The following is a 16,763-nucleotide window of genomic DNA, read 5'->3' on the forward strand; positions in this document are numbered from 1 at the left end:
CGCGTAGCGTTAATTGTTGTTGCATGGTGCTACGCAACTGCCGCTGAGGACGCATAGCGCCCGTATCGTAGGGTAGCAGTGGGGAAGCGCTACAAAACAGTCGTTAGCGGAGTGTCGGCAATCGAGCAGCAGCTTGTGATCATCTGATCATCGGTAGAAGTACCCGTTGGGAGTCTCATTCGCGGCGTGAACGGACTTCGCCTTCACGATCAGCCCGTCATAGCCGTGCGAGGCCGTGCCGATGCGCCCCTTGGCAATCGTGCCGGTCACCCGCACCCATGCCTTGTCGCTGGGCAGCGCCTTGGGTATCGCCGACGTATCTGTCACCAAGCCGAAAGGCGTCATATCCAGCACGCAGCAGGTCATGAGCATGCGCGAAGTGGAGAACTGCGACGGGCCTAGGGACGAATCGCGGGAGACGAATCCTTCGACGATCACCGTGTAGCCGAGATATTGCTCGGAGTGGCGGTCGATGCGGTCGAACCAGGAGCCGAAATCGTCGTCTCGTATTGTGATGGTCTTCGCAGCGGTGTCCAGGCCCGGCAATGCGGCCGCAGTGGAAGCGTTGATGGCGATGGCGCGATTTGCCCCCGTGGTCGAAGCGTTCGCGGAATCAAGCGGCAGCGACAGCAGCAGCGTCGGCAGCACGGCCACGATCAGAATTCGGCCCAGCGAGTCCCGCGTGCATTGGAAGGCGCCAAACCAGGCCGCTATCGAAAGCGCCAGCAAGACGAGTGCCGCGAACCAGAGATAGGGCATGGTGCGTGGCGTCACAAAGGATATATAGCGTCCCGAGGTCACGAATGCCGTGACAGCCGCGGAGAATGCGAAGAGGATAAAGCCTTCGATCCGGTCGATGGCATTGGGCTTTGCGCGTCGAATCGTTTCCTCGCCGCTCACTGAACGACTCCTGCGAATAGCACTGCTGCGATGAAGACGACCACGACTGCCGTCAGCGCGAGGCGCGCCACGAAGCGCCGAGAGAACATCGACGTGAGCATGAGCACGTTCTTGACATCCATGATCGGGCCGAAAACAAGGAAGCCGAGCAATGCCGGAGTCGGGAACACCGTGGCGAAGCCGCGTGCGATCACCGCATCCGAGGAGGAGCACAGCGAACTGAGAAATGCCAGAGCCATCATGATCAGGATGGACAGCACCACGCCGTGGCGCGTGAGCCATTCGGGCGGATTCGCTCCCCACAGCACGCGAATGGAAGACGCGAGAAAGATCCCGGCAAGCATGTAGGGCACGACGCGGAAGAGATCATCGTGCGCGTGACGCAGCATTGCGACGCACCGCGTCATGACGCCAACGTCTGGTGCGGGGGCGTTCGGCGTCGGAATATCGGAGTCAGCGATATTGAGTTCCGGGGCGCTGCTCCCGCCCACTGCGTTATAGGTTCCTTCGCAGGCAGGGGAGTGGCAACCAGGCGCGTGGCCGTCAACGTCGCCGCCGTCGATTCCCGGGTGCAGAACATCGCGGCGAGGAGGGAACAGCGCAAAGCTCGCCCCTATCGCCAACGATACGGGTACGCCCAAGCCGACTCGGGAGAAGGTCAGCACGGGGCGGTCGGGGAATGCGAACCATGTCGACCAGATCACTACTGGATTGATAATCGGAGCCGCGCACAGAAACACCACGGCGCTGGGCAGCGGAATGCCTTTACGCACCATGCGGGCGAAGACCGGAACCGTCGCGCAATCGCATACCGGCATGGCGAATCCGGCGGCCAAAGACACGGCCATGCCTGCGCCGAGGGACTGCGGGAAGCGGCGTTCGATAAAATCGCGGGTGAGAAAAGCGGCGATCGCGCCGGAGACGAGCACTCCGATCAGCAGGAACGGGAAGGCCTGGGCCAGCAGCCCTACGGCGCCTTTGAGAATCGAGGTGAGCGGGAATCCTGTGGCGTCGATAAGCGGCGAAGCGGTGATGGCGGCGCCCATCAGCAGGGTCGCTACCATAACGCCCTGGAAAGTGAACTGGTGTTTTGCGCGAATCACAGAGTCATTGTAGGCCATACGACTTAAGAGCGTGCCTGTTTGCGCTTCGCGGGCAGTTCTCGCTCAGCCGAACTTCGCATCGTAACATCATTAGCGACACAATGAGGGGAAGCGATGGTGCCGAATGCGGCGATAGAATACGCGCTCACCGGTGATGGGCGTGGTCGAAACTCTGAGGAAAGGACGCGACGATGAGTACGCAACGAATGAATGTAGGCAGCAGCGATCTTGAGGTCTTCCCGCTGGCGCTGGGCGGCAATACTTTCGGATGGACGAGCGACGAAACCGCCAGCAGAGAGGTGCTGGACGGGTATGTGGCGGCCGGGGGCAATTTCATCGATACCGCCGATGTGTATTCGGCATGGGTCGAGGGCAATGCCGGCGGCGAATCCGAGACGATTCTGGGGCGCTGGCTGGCAGTGCGCGGCAATCGCGACAAGGTGGTCGTAGCGACCAAGGTCAGCCAGCATCCGCAGTATTCCGGGCTTTCGGCGGCGAATATCGCCGCAGCCGCCGACGCTTCGCTGCTGCGATTGGGCACGGACTACATCGATTTGTACTACGCCCATTTCGACGATGAAAGCACGCCGCTTGAAGAGACCGTCGAAGCTTTCGACAAGCTGGTGCGGTCGGGGAAGGTCCGCGCGATTGGACTGTCGAACTACACGGCCTCGCGCATCGAGGAATGGTTCCGCATCGCCCGCGAAGGTGGGTATGCGCTGCCAGTGGCGCTGGAGCCGCACTACAATCTGGTGGTCCGTATCAACTACGAGACCAATCTGCTGCCGGTTGCCCGCCGCGAGAATCTCGCCGTGTTCCCGTATTATTCATTGGCTTCGGGTTTCCTGACCGGCAAATACCGCTCGTCCGCCGACGCTGAGGGCAAGGCTCGCCAAGGCGATGTCGCGCCGTATCTCAACGACAAGGGCTACGCGCTGATCGACGTGTTGGACGCCATAGCCAAGGCGCATCGAGTATCCATCGCCACGGTATCGCTTGCCTGGCTGCTCAAGCGTCCGCAAGTCACCGCCCCGATCGCCTCGGCTCGCACCGCTGAGCAGCTGCCCGCGCTGATATCCGCGACCAGACTTAGCTTAAGCGACGAGGAAATGAACGCCTTGGACACTGCCTCGGCCCCGTTGATGCGGTGAGGCTGGTTCGCGGTGCATCTTCGTTATGTGTAGCGTTAATTCACTCCTGCGGAGGTCTATCTGCGTTATGTGAGGCGTTAATTCCTTGGCATCTCGAGTATCGCTGGCTGAAAATGGCGGCTTTGGAATGCCTAGTACTCGACGCTCCACGAAATAGCGCCTCACGTAATGCAGATAGACCTCCGCAGCCCTCTCATAACGCCACACATAACGCCGATGCGCCGGTTTAGGCGCGATTGCGAACCGATGCACGCTGCACTAAGGGTGGCAGGTTAGCAAGATTCGGCAGCATATAGGTCGGCCGGATGCCCGGCAACGGCTGCAGACCATCGCGGTTAATCCAGATCGAGTGCCAACCCAAGGCATGGCAGGGGACGATGTCCCACCAAAAGCCTTTGGCGACATGCAGATGGAGTTTGCCTCGCAAATCCAGCTTTTTCTGCGCGTATCGGAAGAACTCCGGCGCAGGCTTGTAGCAGTGCGTCTGCTCAGGAAGAATGACCTCCTGAAAGACATTGTCCAGCACCCGCAGGTTGTGCTTCATGATGTTGCGCGACGAATTGGACATCAGCACGAGTTCATGGCCTGATTCCTGCAATTTCCGAAGGACCGGCTTGACTTCGGAGAAAGCCTGAAGACTGCAAAATGCTTCCAACATTAAGGAATAGTGGCTCGCAAACAGCGATTCGCTGCGCAGCTCCATATCCATATAGCCCAAAGCTGTTTTGATGAGCTGCTCGTACGGAATGACCGCATCCGCATACATCAGCCGGTCCTCCCAGCTGCTAAACAGGTCGACAGCCAACGCCGAATCGATGCCATTGTCCTGCGCCATCGTCGCGATAAGTGCCCTGACTGGTGACGTATCCAGCAATGTCCCATAGCAATCAAAGGTAATGATCAAACCGTCACATCCTTCGCAATCTGAGTAATCTGAATAATCTGAACCATACGAGATTCACTGTCGTTCTTGCGCTTGATAGTATCGCGCGCCTGTTCCCTGCGTTATGCAGGCTGGTGAAGCTCTTTATGGAGTGCTGCCTGACCTGTCGCTAGTCGGCTTCATCGTTGGAAGCCGTTGTTCATCGCCATTTTAGGATGCGCCTGTGACTTTCACTAGGACTCAAGACAATAAAATCTATTAGGCACTTTTTGCGAAATATGCGCTCGAGTGCGGTAGGACGGTTGTGCGGTGGGCCGCAGAAACGGCGGTATTCTGCGAAAATGCTTATGCCGGATTCACTGTCTACTTCGGCAAGTGCCTAATAGACGAAAAAAGTGCTGAATAGATGACATGCGGGAGTTGTGCGGGAGTAATTTGTGCAAGACAGGGCGACTTGCGCGGCGCAGGCATGGTATTCGCCTGATGGTTGCGGCATCAGCGTGGCATAAGCGTTTATTAAGCACTTTTTTCATCTATTAGGCACCTGCCGAAAGTATGCGCGCATCGCGCCCTTCGCAAGACTGTTGCAATTCCGCCAATCTGAGCGACGTGGCAATGTCCTCGGAAGGGCCCATGTGGGTGTCTTTGCGAGGGAAAGTGCCTAATAGATTTCGCGAAGAGACGGGGATGGCGCATGACATCGAATAAGCGGCACGAATAAGCCTCGTCATCAGCGTCACAAGGCGAGTTTCAAACGTAGAGGCGGCTGTGGCAGCGACAGCCGTGGTTGTATGGCGCGTCGACCAGAATCAGCTCGCAGAAGGAGTAGACGTCCGAGTCCGGGAAGGATGCCAAGGCTGGCAAAAAGCTTGAGGCAGCGGCGAAAGTCACGTATGTAGTCGCCTACAGTGGAACATTGGATGTTGACATGCTGATGCCATGCGTCTGGCCGTATCTTCGTGCTTTGTTGATTATGCAGCTGCAGCTCGCCAGTCTGGGCAATGTCGGCGAATCGCTGCCCGTCGCTCTACTCGGCAAAAATACGAATCCCGTGGAATGACTCGATAGTCTTCGATTCCAAGGTGGGGAAAATGAATCGAACATCTGTTCGTATGGCCGTTCTGTTCAGTCGAACAGGCCGGAGCCTTGATGCCAGCTGGGTACCGGTTCGATGAGCTGTGGGCCGTCGCCGTGCAGTGGAGCGACCTCGTGGAAGACGAGTTGCTGAGAGAGTTCGCCACTGGCGTCGTTCGCTTCGACTAACAGTGATGCGGTGGCGTCGTTTGCCGCGGCAGGCAGCGAGGTTGCGTCGGGATTGGCATCGGCGTTGCCACTGGTGGCGTGCGGTGCGAACCAGTCATCGAGCATGTCATCGGGAAGCAGAACGGGCATGCGGTTGTGGACGCTGGACAGCGCCCCGACTGCATCACGGGTGAGGATCGTGGCGGTCAAGCGCCACGGCGAGCGTACGTTCGCACGCCACCACGAGTACAGGCCTGCCATGAATAGGGGAGCGTCGTCGGGAGCGTGGAAGTAGAACGGATGTTCGCCTTTGAACTCGTAGTAGCCGCTGGCCGGTATGACTGCGCGCATCGAGGCGGCCGAGGGCGCGTAGGTCGGCTTGCTTGCTGCGGTTTCGATGCGCGCGTTGTAGGTGGGGTAGCTCAGATCAATGGTCTGCGATGACCTCGGAATCAGCGACCAGTAGGCTGCACGCAGGTGGCGGCGGCCTTGCGCATCGCCGGCGACAACGGCAATGTCGGTTTTGGGCGTGGCATGGAAGGTGAGCGAGGGGAGTGCCGCTGCGGAATGATGAATGGTGTTATCAGTGCCGACATTCTCATTGTCAATGGCAGAGACGCCGAAATGCGCGGCAACGTCGTCCCAGTCGAGATCGGCGGCGAACGCTCGGCACATGGCGATTCACCTCCCTTGCGCAGTACGGCACAGTGTGGTGCAGTGCAGTGCATCACAGGACACTGCAGCTATCCATATTCCTGCGCGATGTGGGCCTGCATTTCGCGCATATGCAGGCGAGTTGCGTAGTCTTTTGTACGCTAACTCTTGGCTAGTGTACGTAATGATACGTTTCTGGGCCAATTTGCGTCGTCTTTTGAACGGTAGAGATTCGTTAGCGTACAAAAGGGTACGCATGGCACCGTCCACGGCATGGATAGGCCTTACGGATAAACCTTACATAGCAGAAGGCCCCGTGGGCTTCGTATGCTTCACGGGGCCTTCTGCCATCTGTTACCGCTACCTGCTATCAATCATTCGCCAGCGCAGAGTCTTAAGGCGAATCGACGTTGGTCAGGGGGCAGAGCCAGCGGTTAGGACCGGTTGCGAATCAACATTAACCGGCCGCAGAACAGCAGACCAATCAGTCCTTCGAAATCGTGGTGCCGGCCTTGGCTCCAGCGGAAAGGTCCTGAATCTCGGTGATCTCGAGCACCGGTACGGCGGCGGGCTTCTTGGTGCCTTCCTCTTCGGCGACCTTGACGCGGGCCTCGTAGATGTCGTCGTCGGTGTGCAGGGTCACGGTGCCGCGGAAGCGGTAGCCCTTCTTCTCGGCGAAGTTCACCGAGGCGATGACCAGCTTGCTGCCGTCCTTGAGGTTCTGGAAATGCTGGCCGGCGGTGCGCTCATGGTAGGCGAGGTGGTTGTCGTCGAGCACGAACATCGACATCTTCGGGCCGAGATCAGGCTCGCCGTCCTTGCTGACGGTGGCGATCCAGCACAGGTTATTGGCGAGGAAATCCTTGATCTCAGGGGTCAAAGTAACCATGATAAGCTTCCTTTCGGCTTAGTGTTTTATCGCGGTCCAGCATACAGCCGCAGGCTTCGCGACGGCAAGGACATACCCCGCAAAAGTAAGGAGAATAACACTTGCCCTGCGTCTGTTCGGACGAGCGATCGCTCCTAGCCGTCACGTGAGGCGACCCAGTTCGTCGGCGGATGTAAGCGGTAGAGTTTTAGCTGTCGTGCCAAGGCCTGAGCACGCTGGGCGGGACCTTCGAAGCGTCGAAACGGTAGTGCCCGGTGACCTGCATGTGCTTGCGGAATGACAGATAGTCGTTCTCGCGCTCGCGTTGGCCCATGTTGTGCAGCACCAGGGGTATGTTCTGCCCGTCGCGCCGGTCCGAGATGATGCCGACATGCTTGATGTTCTCGAAGATGACGATGTCTCCCTGCTGCCACGCGTCGTGGTCGGCGATGTCGGTGCTCAGACGTTGTCCGTATTTCGAGAAGAAAACATCCAATACTCCAGCGCGCCGAAAATCGATATTCGGATCGGGGCGAGCGGCGGCATTTGCATATGACGCCGGGTCCGCGGCGATATCCGCGTCGACCATATCCTTGAGGTCGTATCCTGCGTTCTTGAACGACCTCCACACCACGTCGGTGCAGGCGCCTCGATCGGCGGGCGGGTAGCCGCCCTGATAATAGCCCGAATCATAGGCGGGGTGGATCTTGACGTCCAGACGGGCGCCTTGGACGATGTCGCTGTAGTCGTCGATGCCGTCGCCGTCATGGTCCACGCTGCTGTGCAGCACAGAGGCCGGTGCAGCAGCGGATGGGCCGTTTGCGATGTATTCTCCTGATGAGGGATCGTGGTACAGCCGCGGGCGCAGCACTGCGAATGCCCCCAGCACTATGGCCGCGCATATCAGCATTGCGAGCGCGACGGCCAACGCTGTGCGCCGTCGCGCCCGCCGCTGATGGATGCCGTCCGCTCTGTGCGCTCTGTGCGCATCGCTGAGCTTTGGCGTGGCAGATCCCGTTTCGCTGAACTCCGTCATGTTGTGCCTCATATACGTCCCCTCCGACGTCGTGCAGCTTGTGAATTCAAGAGTATCCGTGGGTCATGCCAAAGGCGAGATGCCTGGTCATCGGGCGTGACGACACCATTTATCTATGCGCAAACCCTTACGCTGCAGATTTCTGTGCGAAACGCCTCGATAGGTCGGGCGTCCGCAAGTTGTGCGTGCGTTGTAAGGATTCGGCGGTTTTACTCAACGCAGAGGATATTTACAGAGGTAGATATTACCCTCGTACATTGTGAGAAATTTTTTCAAAGGCATTTCATTTACGCAGATTGGAGCGGGTGCGCTGGCAGCTGTGACGGCGTTCCTGCTGTCAGCCAAAATAGGCGTCGCCGGCTCGGTCATCGGAGTCGCGGTCGGCTCGGTGGTTTCGGCGGTGGCATCGCAGATATATCAGAACGTATTCAAAGTTTCGACTAAGAAAATCCAGACGGTCACACCTTTCATCGCCTCCGACAACGGGCGCAACCAAGAAGGCGAGAGCGGGCAGTCGGCTGAATCCGACCCCACTGCGGCGATCGGCGTGGAGCCATCGGACAGCGTGGACGCAGAAGACGCGAAGACGAATGAGACAGGCGACAAGACTGGTGTTCTGCCTGCGCAAGAGGGCGCAAAGCCGCGGATTGTCTCTTCCCAGGAGGCGCGAGCGGATGCGGGCGACTGGCACGCTGGGGAGCTTGGTAATTCCGGAGAGGATTCGCAGCATGGTGCGTTTTCCAATGCCGATCAGCATCGTCGTCGCAAAATTGCCATCATCGTGGCGGTGGTGAGCGCCCTGCTCGCTGTCGGCTTGACTTCGGCGATCATCATGCTGGTGACCGAAGGGAAGGGGACCGATAACTATGTGCGCAATATCGTAGACAGCTCCAAGGTCGACAAGACACCGGCGCCGTCCGCGAGCACAGGGACCGGGCAGACGCCAAGTCCCTCATCCGACAGCGCCGACGGGTCGACCCCCGGCAGCGGCGAATCCGGCAGCAGCGCCGATAAAACAGCCAAGCCCGACAAGGGGACCACGAACGACGGCAACGACACCACAGGCGGCAGCGGTTCATCGGACGGCTCCACGTCATCCGGCTCCGAAGGAACTTCTGGTACCGGGTCGACCGGCTCTGATTCCGATTCAGGTTCCAATAGCAATGGCTCCAATGGTTCCGGCACCACCGACGGCTCAAACAGCACGAGCGGTTCGAACGGAGGATCGAATAGCGGGTCGTCCGGTTCCAATGGATCGGGCACGAGCGGCGGCACCACTGGCTCAGGAACTTCAGGCTCCAACAAATCCGGTTCCACGACGGGTAGCGGAGCGAAGGGGTCAAATACCGGTGCTTCGGATGCCGATTCGTCCGCCCAGACGCAAGAGCTTATTCCCGATTCGTCGCGATAGGGATTCTGCGTTGATTGCCTGATTCGGGTCTGGCGCAGTATCGCTGTGCAACTAGGCCCGAACTGCAGGTGATGACAGGGCTAGACGGCAGGGTGCTACTTATGTGAAGAGGATTCCATGATCGCTGGCTGGCGTTTCCGCGTCCGCTCGACACGCCGGTTTGCCGGAACAAGAGACGTGTTGTAACCTATCAAAGGTTCAAAACGAACCACATAAGTGAAGTTCGGGGCTATGGCGCAGCTGGTAGCGCATCTCCATGGCATGGAGAGGGTCGGGGGTTCGAATCCCCCTAGCTCCACAAACCTCTAGAAACCGCAGAATCTCAATGATTCTGCGGTTTTTTCGTATCTGATAGTTTCCTATGCTAAGCAGCTTTCGGAACTTCGGTTTCGTTCCGGTCAAGTCGAGGGTTATATCCACCGAGGGTCCGTGCAGCTGCGCCGAAGGTCAACCCGGAAGGAGCAGTCGGCGGGGTCGGGCGTCTACCATCGCTGGGCGACCTTCTCGAGGTAGCCGTCGCGGGAGGTGGTGGCCCTGATGATGGCAAAGAATTCCTTGCTCCTTGGCGGGATGGCGCTCATTTATCGGGTGGTGTATGCGCCGCCGTTGAGGTGGATGGTCTGGCCGGTGATCTGCCGGGCGTCCGGCCCGGCGAGGAAGAACGCGAGGCCGGCTACGTCCTCGGGCGTGACGGCTCGTTTCGTGTGGGTCACGGCGATCAGAGCCTCACGGCGCTCACCCAATCTGAGCGCCACCAGCTCGTGGGCATGCTCAACGACTCGACCAGCGCGTCGAAAATCTTACGCATTCCGGGAAGTGACATACTACAAACCAACGAAACGGCACGCGCTGATCGATGTCGAAAGCCTGAACAAGCTCTTCCATCCGTACTGACCTGATTCCTGAGCTTATGTACTCTTAATGTAAAAGCGATAATTAGGCAGTGTAAGCTTGATCATCGGCCCTGTAACGTCTTTATTCACATACGCTATGGCCTGTGCCGGAAGGTATATCTGCCGTTTTTCACGCCTTGAAATGTTGATTCTCAGCGGATAATGCAGCGTTGCCTGAGAAGTTATTTACGTATCTTTGCCGAGTCGCCAGTTTTTATTCGCCCCACATCTCCAGGAGATGATGAGCAAGATGCCCGATGAGCCCGTTGACGATGAGCCGGTGCGCGGAAGTGGCGGGTTTTCGCTTTGATTGGTCGGCCACCGAGTCGCCGAATTCGCTGCGCAACGTGCCCCTTGGATAGGCTGAAAGAACATCATCAATGAACTCGGCCGGCAGATTCGACGCTCGTTTGCCCGAGATGTCCAGTCCGGTGGCTGCCTCCAGCAGATACCCTTCCTCATCGAATGCGGGATCGACGGAATCCCAGTTGTGCTCGATGATCACATTCAGGACTCGCTGTCGTCGGGCCGCAGGCCATCCAGCACCCGTCGTCAACGCAACCGCAACATGACCGCCTGCTTCCTCGTATGACAAGGTCGCGTTGTCAAACGCCTTGGCCAGCCCGATATCGTGCAGCATCGCCACCACATAGACAAGTTCCCGATCGTGATCGCCGCGGCCCTCAATCTCGGCGAATCCCTCGGCCCACAGCCAGGAACGCTGCACATGGTTGAGCATGGCTGGAGAATAATAGGCTTGCGCGAGCTGCAGCGCGGCAAGGGAGGCCCGCGTGCTTGGCGCTGGGAAGTCAACGGGTCGCATAGTCACATGCCACTTTCCGGATCAGGGATGACACGCAGCGCCCGAGCTTGCAGGCTGCCGAAAAGGAAAACACGCCTAGAATGATCGTGGATCAGCTGGTTGGTCATATCTCGAATCATCGCCGTGACATTACGAACGAGACCGCTGTCTGGAATGGTGATGGCTGCTATCCGTGCTGTGCTCATACATGTGAGCATCGCACTGCTGGCCCGCCAACGCACCACCGTCCGTGCCATGCATCCCACAATTTAGGACGTTTTGGGCACTCGGGGCTGTGTAATGCCGAATCGGCGCTGATATTCGCGCGGGGACACGTGCAGATATCTGATGAAGGCTCTTCGCATGGATTCCGGGGAACCGAATCCCGAGAGCTGCGCGGCCATCGTCACCGAATAGCCTGCCTCAAGACGTGATTTCGCCAATCCGATGCGTATATGCTGCACGAACCGCATTGGCGTGGTGTCGTAATCCCTGCGGAAAAGCCTCGTTAGCTGACGTGGACTGATATGCGAAAGAGCGCTCAGCCGATCAACGGAATACTCCTGTGAGGGGGCCGAACGCACGGAGTCAACCAACATCTGAAGTGCTGGCTGCGAGGGTTCCCGGTCATCCAACAGAGACGAGAACTGGGATTGTCCTCCGGAACGACGCAAATAGATCACCAGCGACTGCGCCACCTTCCTCGCTAAAGCAGCATCGTAATCCGTTTCCACCAGCGACAATGCCAAATCAATGCCAGTACTCACGCCGGCTGACGTATACAGATCGCGATCATGCACGAAAATGCGATCAGGTTCCACATGTGCCATCGGGAATCGACGCGCAAGTTCCGACGCATGCCGCCAATGCGTGGTGACCTTCCTGCCGTCGAGCAGGCCTGCCGATCCAAGCAGGAAAGCGCCGGTGCACACCGACGCCAACCGGCCTGCCCTGTCAGCCAGAAATCTCGTCGCCCGAACCAAAGCTTCCGGCTCAGGCCCCTTCGGAAAGCGGTCGTCGCCCGGAATGAAAACCGTATCCCATCGCCGGTCGTCGAATGCACCGCCATCGGCTGACATGTTCAAGCCGTTGGAGGCTCGTACGTCGCGTCCATCGACGGTCACATAGGTGATGCCATACTCCGCACCGAACGAATTCGCCTCGGTGAACACTTCGGAAGGCCCGGCGATGTCGAGCATATTCATGCCATCGAACATCAACATGCCGATTCGCCGCACCATTGAATCACCGCCACGCTAAAACCGGATACCTTAGGATCCGGCCAGACTGGAAACCTTATATCAGATTCTTGCCGGTCAACAAGACAAAACAATAGCGATATGCGAATCCTCAAAAACCGATATCTGCAAAAATGACGCTCAGAAATGAGTGTGCGAACGGGTGTGCGGAGAAAGACACCCGTCCCATGCACACGGCAAGCGTGTCTCGTGCGGTCAGATTAGCGGCCAGGTTACATGGCGGAAACCAAACCGAATTGCTTGCCGTAACGCGTGAAACGTACATTTACGTTATATTTTCGGACATCGGCATCGGGCAAACCAAGCCCATGAGACACCCATGAACGCCGAATTTCCGAACGAATGAGGCGCCGCCTGCAACTTCACAAAAGTCACCGGCGGCGCTCGTGTCCCCCCATGACTCTCATGCGATTTCGCCATCATCCATCATTCCAGCAGCGCCGAGGTTTCGGCACATTCATGAAGCTCAGTCGCCGCTGACCACGTTTCTGAGCGCTGACTCGCAGCGCACGGGATTCGACGGGCGGCGCACTGTTCGGTGCGGTCCTTGGCGCACTGACCCCGATCGGCAGCAGGACGGCAGACGTTGAGGGATATCTGATCATGTGGGTGCTATGCGCCGCGGCGTTCCTGATCAGCACCATAGGGCTGCTGACGCTGAAACGAACGATGGCTGGCGCAGCCGGCGCGGGAAGCTCCGAGCCCGCGGAGGCGTCATAGATTGGCTTGCTGGTATAGCTGCTATACCAGCAAGCCAATTTGGCAATGATGCTAGGCGTCTTCATATCCCTGTTACACGGCGGTTACAAAGCATGACCGAACTGGAAATACCGAAGCGGTTTCATCCTTTTTACTGAATGCTTGAATAATTACAGCGTTCAGACAACTCAGAGGAGAAGCATCGTGGGGAAACGAACCAAAACATCAGAAGGGCTCTTCGTAGAAGGGCAGGACAAGCAGCTTAAAGTCAAAAAGCCGATTTACAAGTCGCTGTTCTTCCAAATCATCCTAGCCATCATCGTCGGCGTTACGATAGGCGCCGTCTAGCCTGATGCCGGATCGGCGCTCAAGCCGCTGGGCGATGGCTTCATCAAGCTCATCAAGATGCTCATCGCGCCGCTTATCTTCCTCGTCATCGTAACCGGCATCGCCCACGTCGGCGATGCCAAGTCGGTCGGCAGAGTCGGCACCAAGGCGCTCGTCTACTTCCTGTCCGCTTCGGCATTCGCGCTGCTTTTCGGCCTGGTCGTGGGAAACATCGTGAAGCCCGGAGCGGGATTGAATATCAATCCCTCGACGCTCGACCCGAACGCCATCGCCAAGAAAACGGCCGGCGGCACGGAGCCGCGCGGCGCTGCGGACTTCATACTTGACATCATCCCCGACAGCGTGGTGAATGCCTTCGCCACCAACACGCTGCTGCAGGTGCTGTTCTTCGCGATCTTCGTGGGCATTGCGGTCATCGCCATCGGGCAGGAGCGCTGCAAGCCGATTCTGGACGTGTTCGATTCCTTCCTCGAGGTCATCTTCAAGATCATGGGCTGAATCATGCGCGTCGCGCCGCTCGGCGCATTGGGCGCCATGGCCTACATCATCGGCCAATACGGCCTCAAGACGCTCGGCACCTATGCCGTGCTCATCGCCTCCTGCTACGGCGCGGCGGTCATCTTCATCGCGCTGCTTTTCGGCATTGCCTGGCTGTTTGCACGCGTCCCGCTGGGGCAGTTCATCAAGTACGCGCGTCCTGAATTCGCCCTTGCCCTCGGTACCGCGTCAACCGAGGCCGTCATGCCTCGCATGATCGCCAAGCTCGAGAAATCAGGCAATCCGCGTTCGGTTACCGGCCTCGTCGTGCCGCTGGGCTATTCGTTCAATCTCGATGGCGCAGCGCTCTATCTTTCGATTTCGCTGCTGTTCCTCGCGCAGGCCTTCGGCGTCAACCTGACGTTCAGCCAGCAGCTCGCCGCGATGGGCGTGCTCATGCTCACCTCGAAGGGCATGGCCGGAGTTCCCGGCTCGTCCTTCCTCGCGCTGTCGGCCACGGCCACGGCGCTAGGAATCTTCCCCGTTGCCGGCGTCGCGCTGCTGCTTGGCGCCGATCGCATCATGGACTCGATGCGCGTGTCCGTCAACCTGCTCGGCAACTGCGTCGCGACCTTCGTCGTCTCGAGATGGGAGAAAGAGCTCGATTACGACCAGATGCGGGCGACCTTCGCCTCGAAGGACGTCGATCAGGTCGAGATTGATGCCATAGAGGAAACCAAGGCGCCGGTAGCAGCGCAGCCGGCTCTGGCGTAAGTTCGGAGGCTGCGCTTCACACATTGGGGCAATGAGTTCAACTGGTCGTTTGGGCAGCGGGTCGCAGGATTCGCTGCCCAAATTGCACCGTGAGGGCCTTGTGCTGGGATTGTTTTGTTGGGCAATGGTTGCGAGAGGACGCCAAGCGAAAATTTTCATAGGTGACGTTATTGCCTGTCGTGCGCATCGTCCTGTTCGGTCAGCTGCGAGACTGGCGTGGCGCACGAGTCGCCTTTCCACGCCTCAAGCCCTTCCTTCAATGCCATGACGGCGATGACGAGGGTCCGCCAGTGCTTGTCGGAATCTCAACAGTCGCCATGCCGAGTTGCATCTGCTCGCCTGGTGACCGCGCCCTTAGGGCTGCGTCGTCACGCGCTCGCGGAGGAGTTTTCGTCGTTTTTCACCTTGTCGATGGCGACCACCAATGCAACGATAAGCGTTTCCAAGGCGTCGTCGAACACGGTGATCTCGTAGGAGTCTCCCCAAGAGAGCCAGCGTTTGCTGATTCGGGCGACTTCGACGCCGGCGCGAGAGGCGCTGAACTCCATATCCCACCAATCGCCCTGAACATTGAGTCCGGCAGCATCGATGCGGTAGCGTGGGCGGAACAGCGAAAGCTCCTTATCGATGCTGGCGACCTGCATGCCGCCTACGAACACGCTGAAATGGGGGAGCAGGCTGAACACGGTCTTCTCCAGGCGCGCCACCTCGACGCCAAATGGGTCGGTGATGGAGAAGGACTTGGGGATGCGCAGGAAGCTGCCCTCGACCCGGTAGCGCACATTGCCTCCGGCGTCGGCGACCGTGAAATGCTCGGCCAGCGTGAACACCTGCTGTTTGATATAGAGCTGCTGCATAACCGTCCTCATCGTGATGGCTGATGACCCAAGCCTAACAGAGGAACATGCTTTCGAAGGCGGTGCTGGATTCGCTTTTTACGTGCGGCATGCAGATGGCATGGCCTTCGGCAGATGCGCTGTATTGCCATGGAATCCGCTACCGGCTCAATCGCGCATAGCGGTGCACGTGCCGCAGCCCCATCGGATCGGGCTGATCGGCTGGCGTGTGCGCGAGCGCATCGAATCGCCGGCGCGCCTCCTCAACGTCCAGATGCATGCCGATGGCGACGAGCTCGCCAGGGCGTGCAGGGCTTGCCATAGGCGCGATGTGGATCGAGCGTCCGACGAGATTGACCACGTACCCGGCTGCGCCGTTCGCCTTGCGCCGCTCGCGTATGGCCACGCGCCCTTTCAGGCGATAGGCTCCGGCCGGAGGATTCTCCAACAACTCGATAAGCGCTGAAGGGCTGACCGCTTCGGTCAGCTCCTGCGATACGGAATGCGCGTGATGATGCTCGTGCGTTTCGGACTCGGGGGTGCTGTCGCGAATGAGTTGCGCGATGGGCAGCTCATCGACCGGGTCTTCGTCCGAGGCCACGTCGAACACCAGATCGGAATCAATGCGTTCTCGGTCCGCTATGACGAATTGGGCGTCGGGATTGCGCATACGGACGCGCTGCCTGATGCGCGAGATAATTGCCTCACGCTGCGATTCGGCAAGCAGATCGGTTTTGGTGATGACGATGAGATTCGTAGCGGCATATCTGGCGGGCGGCTCGTCGGATACGTCGACCGAATGGAAATGCTCGACGGCGTCAACCAGCTCCACGATGCCGCCGGGACGAATATGCGGGGCGCTGCTGAAATGTATGATGCGGGCCAAAGCGATCGGATCGGCGATGCCGCTGGCCTCGATGATGATCGCGTCGAGCCGCAGCTTCGGTCGTGCAAGGCTTTTCAACGCGTCATCCAATCCACCGCCGTCCGGCATGCAGCACAGGCATCCTCCTGAAATCGAGGCGGCTTCATCCACTTGCCCGGTGACCAGCGCGGCGTCGACGTTAATCTTGCCGAAGTCGTTGATGATGACGCCGATGCGTGCGCCCGGCCTGCGCAGCAGATGATTGAGCAGCGTCGTTTTGCCGGCTCCCAGGTAGCCGGTCAAGGTGATAACAGGAGCTTTCCATGCATTGGTATGAGTTGTACGAGTTAAATGGCATCCTCCTCGTATACATGATAATCATTCTTGATAAATGTATGCGGACTTTGGTTAGGCGCAAGGCGTAACGAACCGCGTGCCGCGCACGCTCGGCGCCTGTCGCCGCTGGCTGGTGTCTTCGCTAGGATGAGTGCTGGAAAAAGCAAACGCGATTGTCGTGCCGCGAACAGGACACGCTCGGCGATTGGCTGGCGTGCAGACAGAG

General features: G+C 58.7%; 15 protein-coding genes, 1 tRNA gene and 1 pseudogene. 5 read left to right on the top strand and 12 right to left on the bottom strand.

The window, feature by feature from the left end:
* Positions 1 to 147: 147 nt before the first annotated feature.
* Both BISU_RS07955 and BISU_RS07960 read right to left on the bottom strand, forming a co-directional pair.
* Positions 148 to 900, bottom strand: a complete 753-nt coding sequence (locus BISU_RS07955; protein WP_024464024.1) for a TIGR03943 family putative permease subunit — start codon at positions 898 to 900, stop codon at positions 148 to 150.
* Complete coding sequence (locus BISU_RS07960; protein WP_161787725.1) at positions 897 to 2,003, bottom strand: permease; 1,107 nt, start codon at positions 2,001 to 2,003, stop codon at positions 897 to 899. The genes BISU_RS07955 and BISU_RS07960 overlap by 4 nt, the downstream gene beginning before the upstream one ends.
* Before the next feature lie 191 nt (positions 2,004 to 2,194).
* On the opposite strand from BISU_RS07960, the gene BISU_RS07965 reads away from it, so the two are divergent.
* Entirely contained in the window at positions 2,195 to 3,154 is a 960-nt protein-coding gene (locus BISU_RS07965; RefSeq protein WP_033502476.1) for an aldo/keto reductase, read from the top strand.
* A gap of 226 nt (positions 3,155 to 3,380) precedes the next feature.
* Here BISU_RS07965 and BISU_RS07970 read toward each other — a convergent pair whose 3' ends face one another.
* The 4 genes from BISU_RS07970 to BISU_RS07985 form a co-directional block, all read right to left on the bottom strand.
* On the bottom strand, positions 3,381 to 4,058 hold the full coding sequence (locus tag BISU_RS07970; RefSeq protein WP_024464027.1) for an HAD-IA family hydrolase: 678 nt from the start codon (positions 4,056 to 4,058) through the stop codon (positions 3,381 to 3,383).
* Between the two features lie 1,104 nt (positions 4,059 to 5,162).
* A complete protein-coding gene (locus BISU_RS07975; protein ID WP_024464028.1) occupies positions 5,163 to 5,954 on the bottom strand; it encodes an SOS response-associated peptidase in 792 nt (263 codons plus the stop codon).
* A gap of 463 nt (positions 5,955 to 6,417) precedes the next feature.
* On the bottom strand, positions 6,418 to 6,822 hold the full coding sequence (locus tag BISU_RS07980; RefSeq protein ID WP_024464029.1) for a pyridoxamine 5'-phosphate oxidase family protein: 405 nt from the start codon (positions 6,820 to 6,822) through the stop codon (positions 6,418 to 6,420).
* 187 nt (positions 6,823 to 7,009) lie between these two features.
* A complete protein-coding gene (locus tag BISU_RS07985) occupies positions 7,010 to 7,849 on the bottom strand; it encodes a DUF1287 domain-containing protein (protein ID WP_081672767.1) in 840 nt (279 codons plus the stop codon).
* 247 nt (positions 7,850 to 8,096) lie between these two features.
* Between BISU_RS07985 and BISU_RS07990 the strand changes: the two genes are divergently transcribed.
* Both BISU_RS07990 and BISU_RS07995 read left to right on the top strand, forming a co-directional pair.
* Positions 8,097 to 9,248 carry a hypothetical protein gene (locus tag BISU_RS07990; protein ID WP_024464031.1) on the top strand — a complete coding sequence of 384 codons (1,152 nt, stop codon included), beginning with the start codon at positions 8,097 to 8,099 and terminating at the stop codon, positions 9,246 to 9,248.
* A gap of 225 nt (positions 9,249 to 9,473) precedes the next feature.
* Positions 9,474 to 9,546, top strand: a tRNA-Ala gene (locus BISU_RS07995).
* A 283-nt stretch (positions 9,547 to 9,829) separates the two neighbouring features.
* Here BISU_RS07995 and BISU_RS12110 read toward each other — a convergent pair.
* From BISU_RS12110 to BISU_RS08010, 4 genes are all read right to left on the bottom strand, one after another.
* Positions 9,830 to 10,003, bottom strand: a complete 174-nt coding sequence (locus tag BISU_RS12110; RefSeq protein ID WP_202805571.1) for an SDR family oxidoreductase — start codon at positions 10,001 to 10,003, stop codon at positions 9,830 to 9,832.
* Between the two features lie 352 nt (positions 10,004 to 10,355).
* Positions 10,356 to 10,964 (bottom strand): HD domain-containing protein, encoded by a 609-nt coding sequence (locus BISU_RS08000; RefSeq protein WP_024464032.1) that lies wholly within the window; start codon positions 10,962 to 10,964, stop codon positions 10,356 to 10,358.
* Positions 10,965 to 10,966: 2 nt separating this feature from the next.
* A complete protein-coding gene (locus BISU_RS08005) occupies positions 10,967 to 11,149 on the bottom strand; it encodes a hypothetical protein (RefSeq protein ID WP_152599033.1) in 183 nt (60 codons plus the stop codon).
* A 63-nt stretch (positions 11,150 to 11,212) separates the two neighbouring features.
* Entirely contained in the window at positions 11,213 to 12,166 is a 954-nt protein-coding gene (locus BISU_RS08010) for a GlxA family transcriptional regulator (RefSeq protein ID WP_202805573.1), read from the bottom strand.
* Between the two features lie 939 nt (positions 12,167 to 13,105).
* On the opposite strand from BISU_RS08010, the gene BISU_RS12950 reads away from it, so the two are divergent.
* Together BISU_RS12950 and BISU_RS13200 are read left to right on the top strand one after the other, a co-directional pair.
* Positions 13,106 to 13,249 (top strand): hypothetical protein, encoded by a 144-nt coding sequence (locus BISU_RS12950; protein ID WP_202805574.1) that lies wholly within the window; start codon positions 13,106 to 13,108, stop codon positions 13,247 to 13,249.
* 15 nt (positions 13,250 to 13,264) lie between these two features.
* Positions 13,265 to 14,500 (top strand): annotated as a pseudogene (locus BISU_RS13200) (cation:dicarboxylate symporter family transporter); the annotation flags it as partial.
* Between the two features lie 368 nt (positions 14,501 to 14,868).
* Here the strand turns inward: BISU_RS13200 and BISU_RS08020 are convergent.
* Together BISU_RS08020 and BISU_RS08025 are read right to left on the bottom strand one after the other, a co-directional pair.
* Complete coding sequence (locus BISU_RS08020; RefSeq protein ID WP_024464034.1) at positions 14,869 to 15,357, bottom strand: LURP-one-related/scramblase family protein; 489 nt, start codon at positions 15,355 to 15,357, stop codon at positions 14,869 to 14,871.
* Positions 15,358 to 15,496: 139 nt separating this feature from the next.
* Positions 15,497 to 16,504, bottom strand: a complete 1,008-nt coding sequence (locus tag BISU_RS08025; protein ID WP_024464035.1) for a CobW family GTP-binding protein — start codon at positions 16,502 to 16,504, stop codon at positions 15,497 to 15,499.
* Between the last annotated feature and the right edge of the window lie 259 nt (positions 16,505 to 16,763).

This window comes from Bifidobacterium subtile, from assembly GCF_000741775.1.
GTDB lineage: Bacteria > Actinomycetota > Actinomycetes > Actinomycetales > Bifidobacteriaceae > Bifidobacterium > Bifidobacterium subtile.

Excerpts from the sequence above, each read along its gene's own strand:
- BISU_RS07965 (WP_033502476.1), top strand. The coding sequence starts at position 2,195 with ATGAGTACGCAACGAATGAATGTAGGCAGCAGCGATCTTGAGGTCTTC.
- BISU_RS07975 (WP_024464028.1), bottom strand. The coding sequence starts at position 5,954 with ATGTGCCGAGCGTTCGCCGCCGATCTCGACTGGGACGACGTTGCCGCG.
- BISU_RS07980 (WP_024464029.1), bottom strand. The coding sequence starts at position 6,822 with ATGGTTACTTTGACCCCTGAGATCAAGGATTTCCTCGCCAATAACCTG.
- BISU_RS07985 (WP_081672767.1), bottom strand. The coding sequence starts at position 7,849 with ATGAGGCACAACATGACGGAGTTCAGCGAAACGGGATCTGCCACGCCA.
- BISU_RS08000 (WP_024464032.1), bottom strand. The coding sequence starts at position 10,964 with ATGCGACCCGTTGACTTCCCAGCGCCAAGCACGCGGGCCTCCCTTGCC.
- BISU_RS08005 (WP_152599033.1), bottom strand. The coding sequence starts at position 11,149 with ATGAGCACAGCACGGATAGCAGCCATCACCATTCCAGACAGCGGTCTC.
- BISU_RS08010 (WP_202805573.1), bottom strand. The coding sequence starts at position 12,166 with ATGTTGATGTTCGATGGCATGAATATGCTCGACATCGCCGGGCCTTCC.
- BISU_RS08020 (WP_024464034.1), bottom strand. The coding sequence starts at position 15,357 with ATGCAGCAGCTCTATATCAAACAGCAGGTGTTCACGCTGGCCGAGCAT.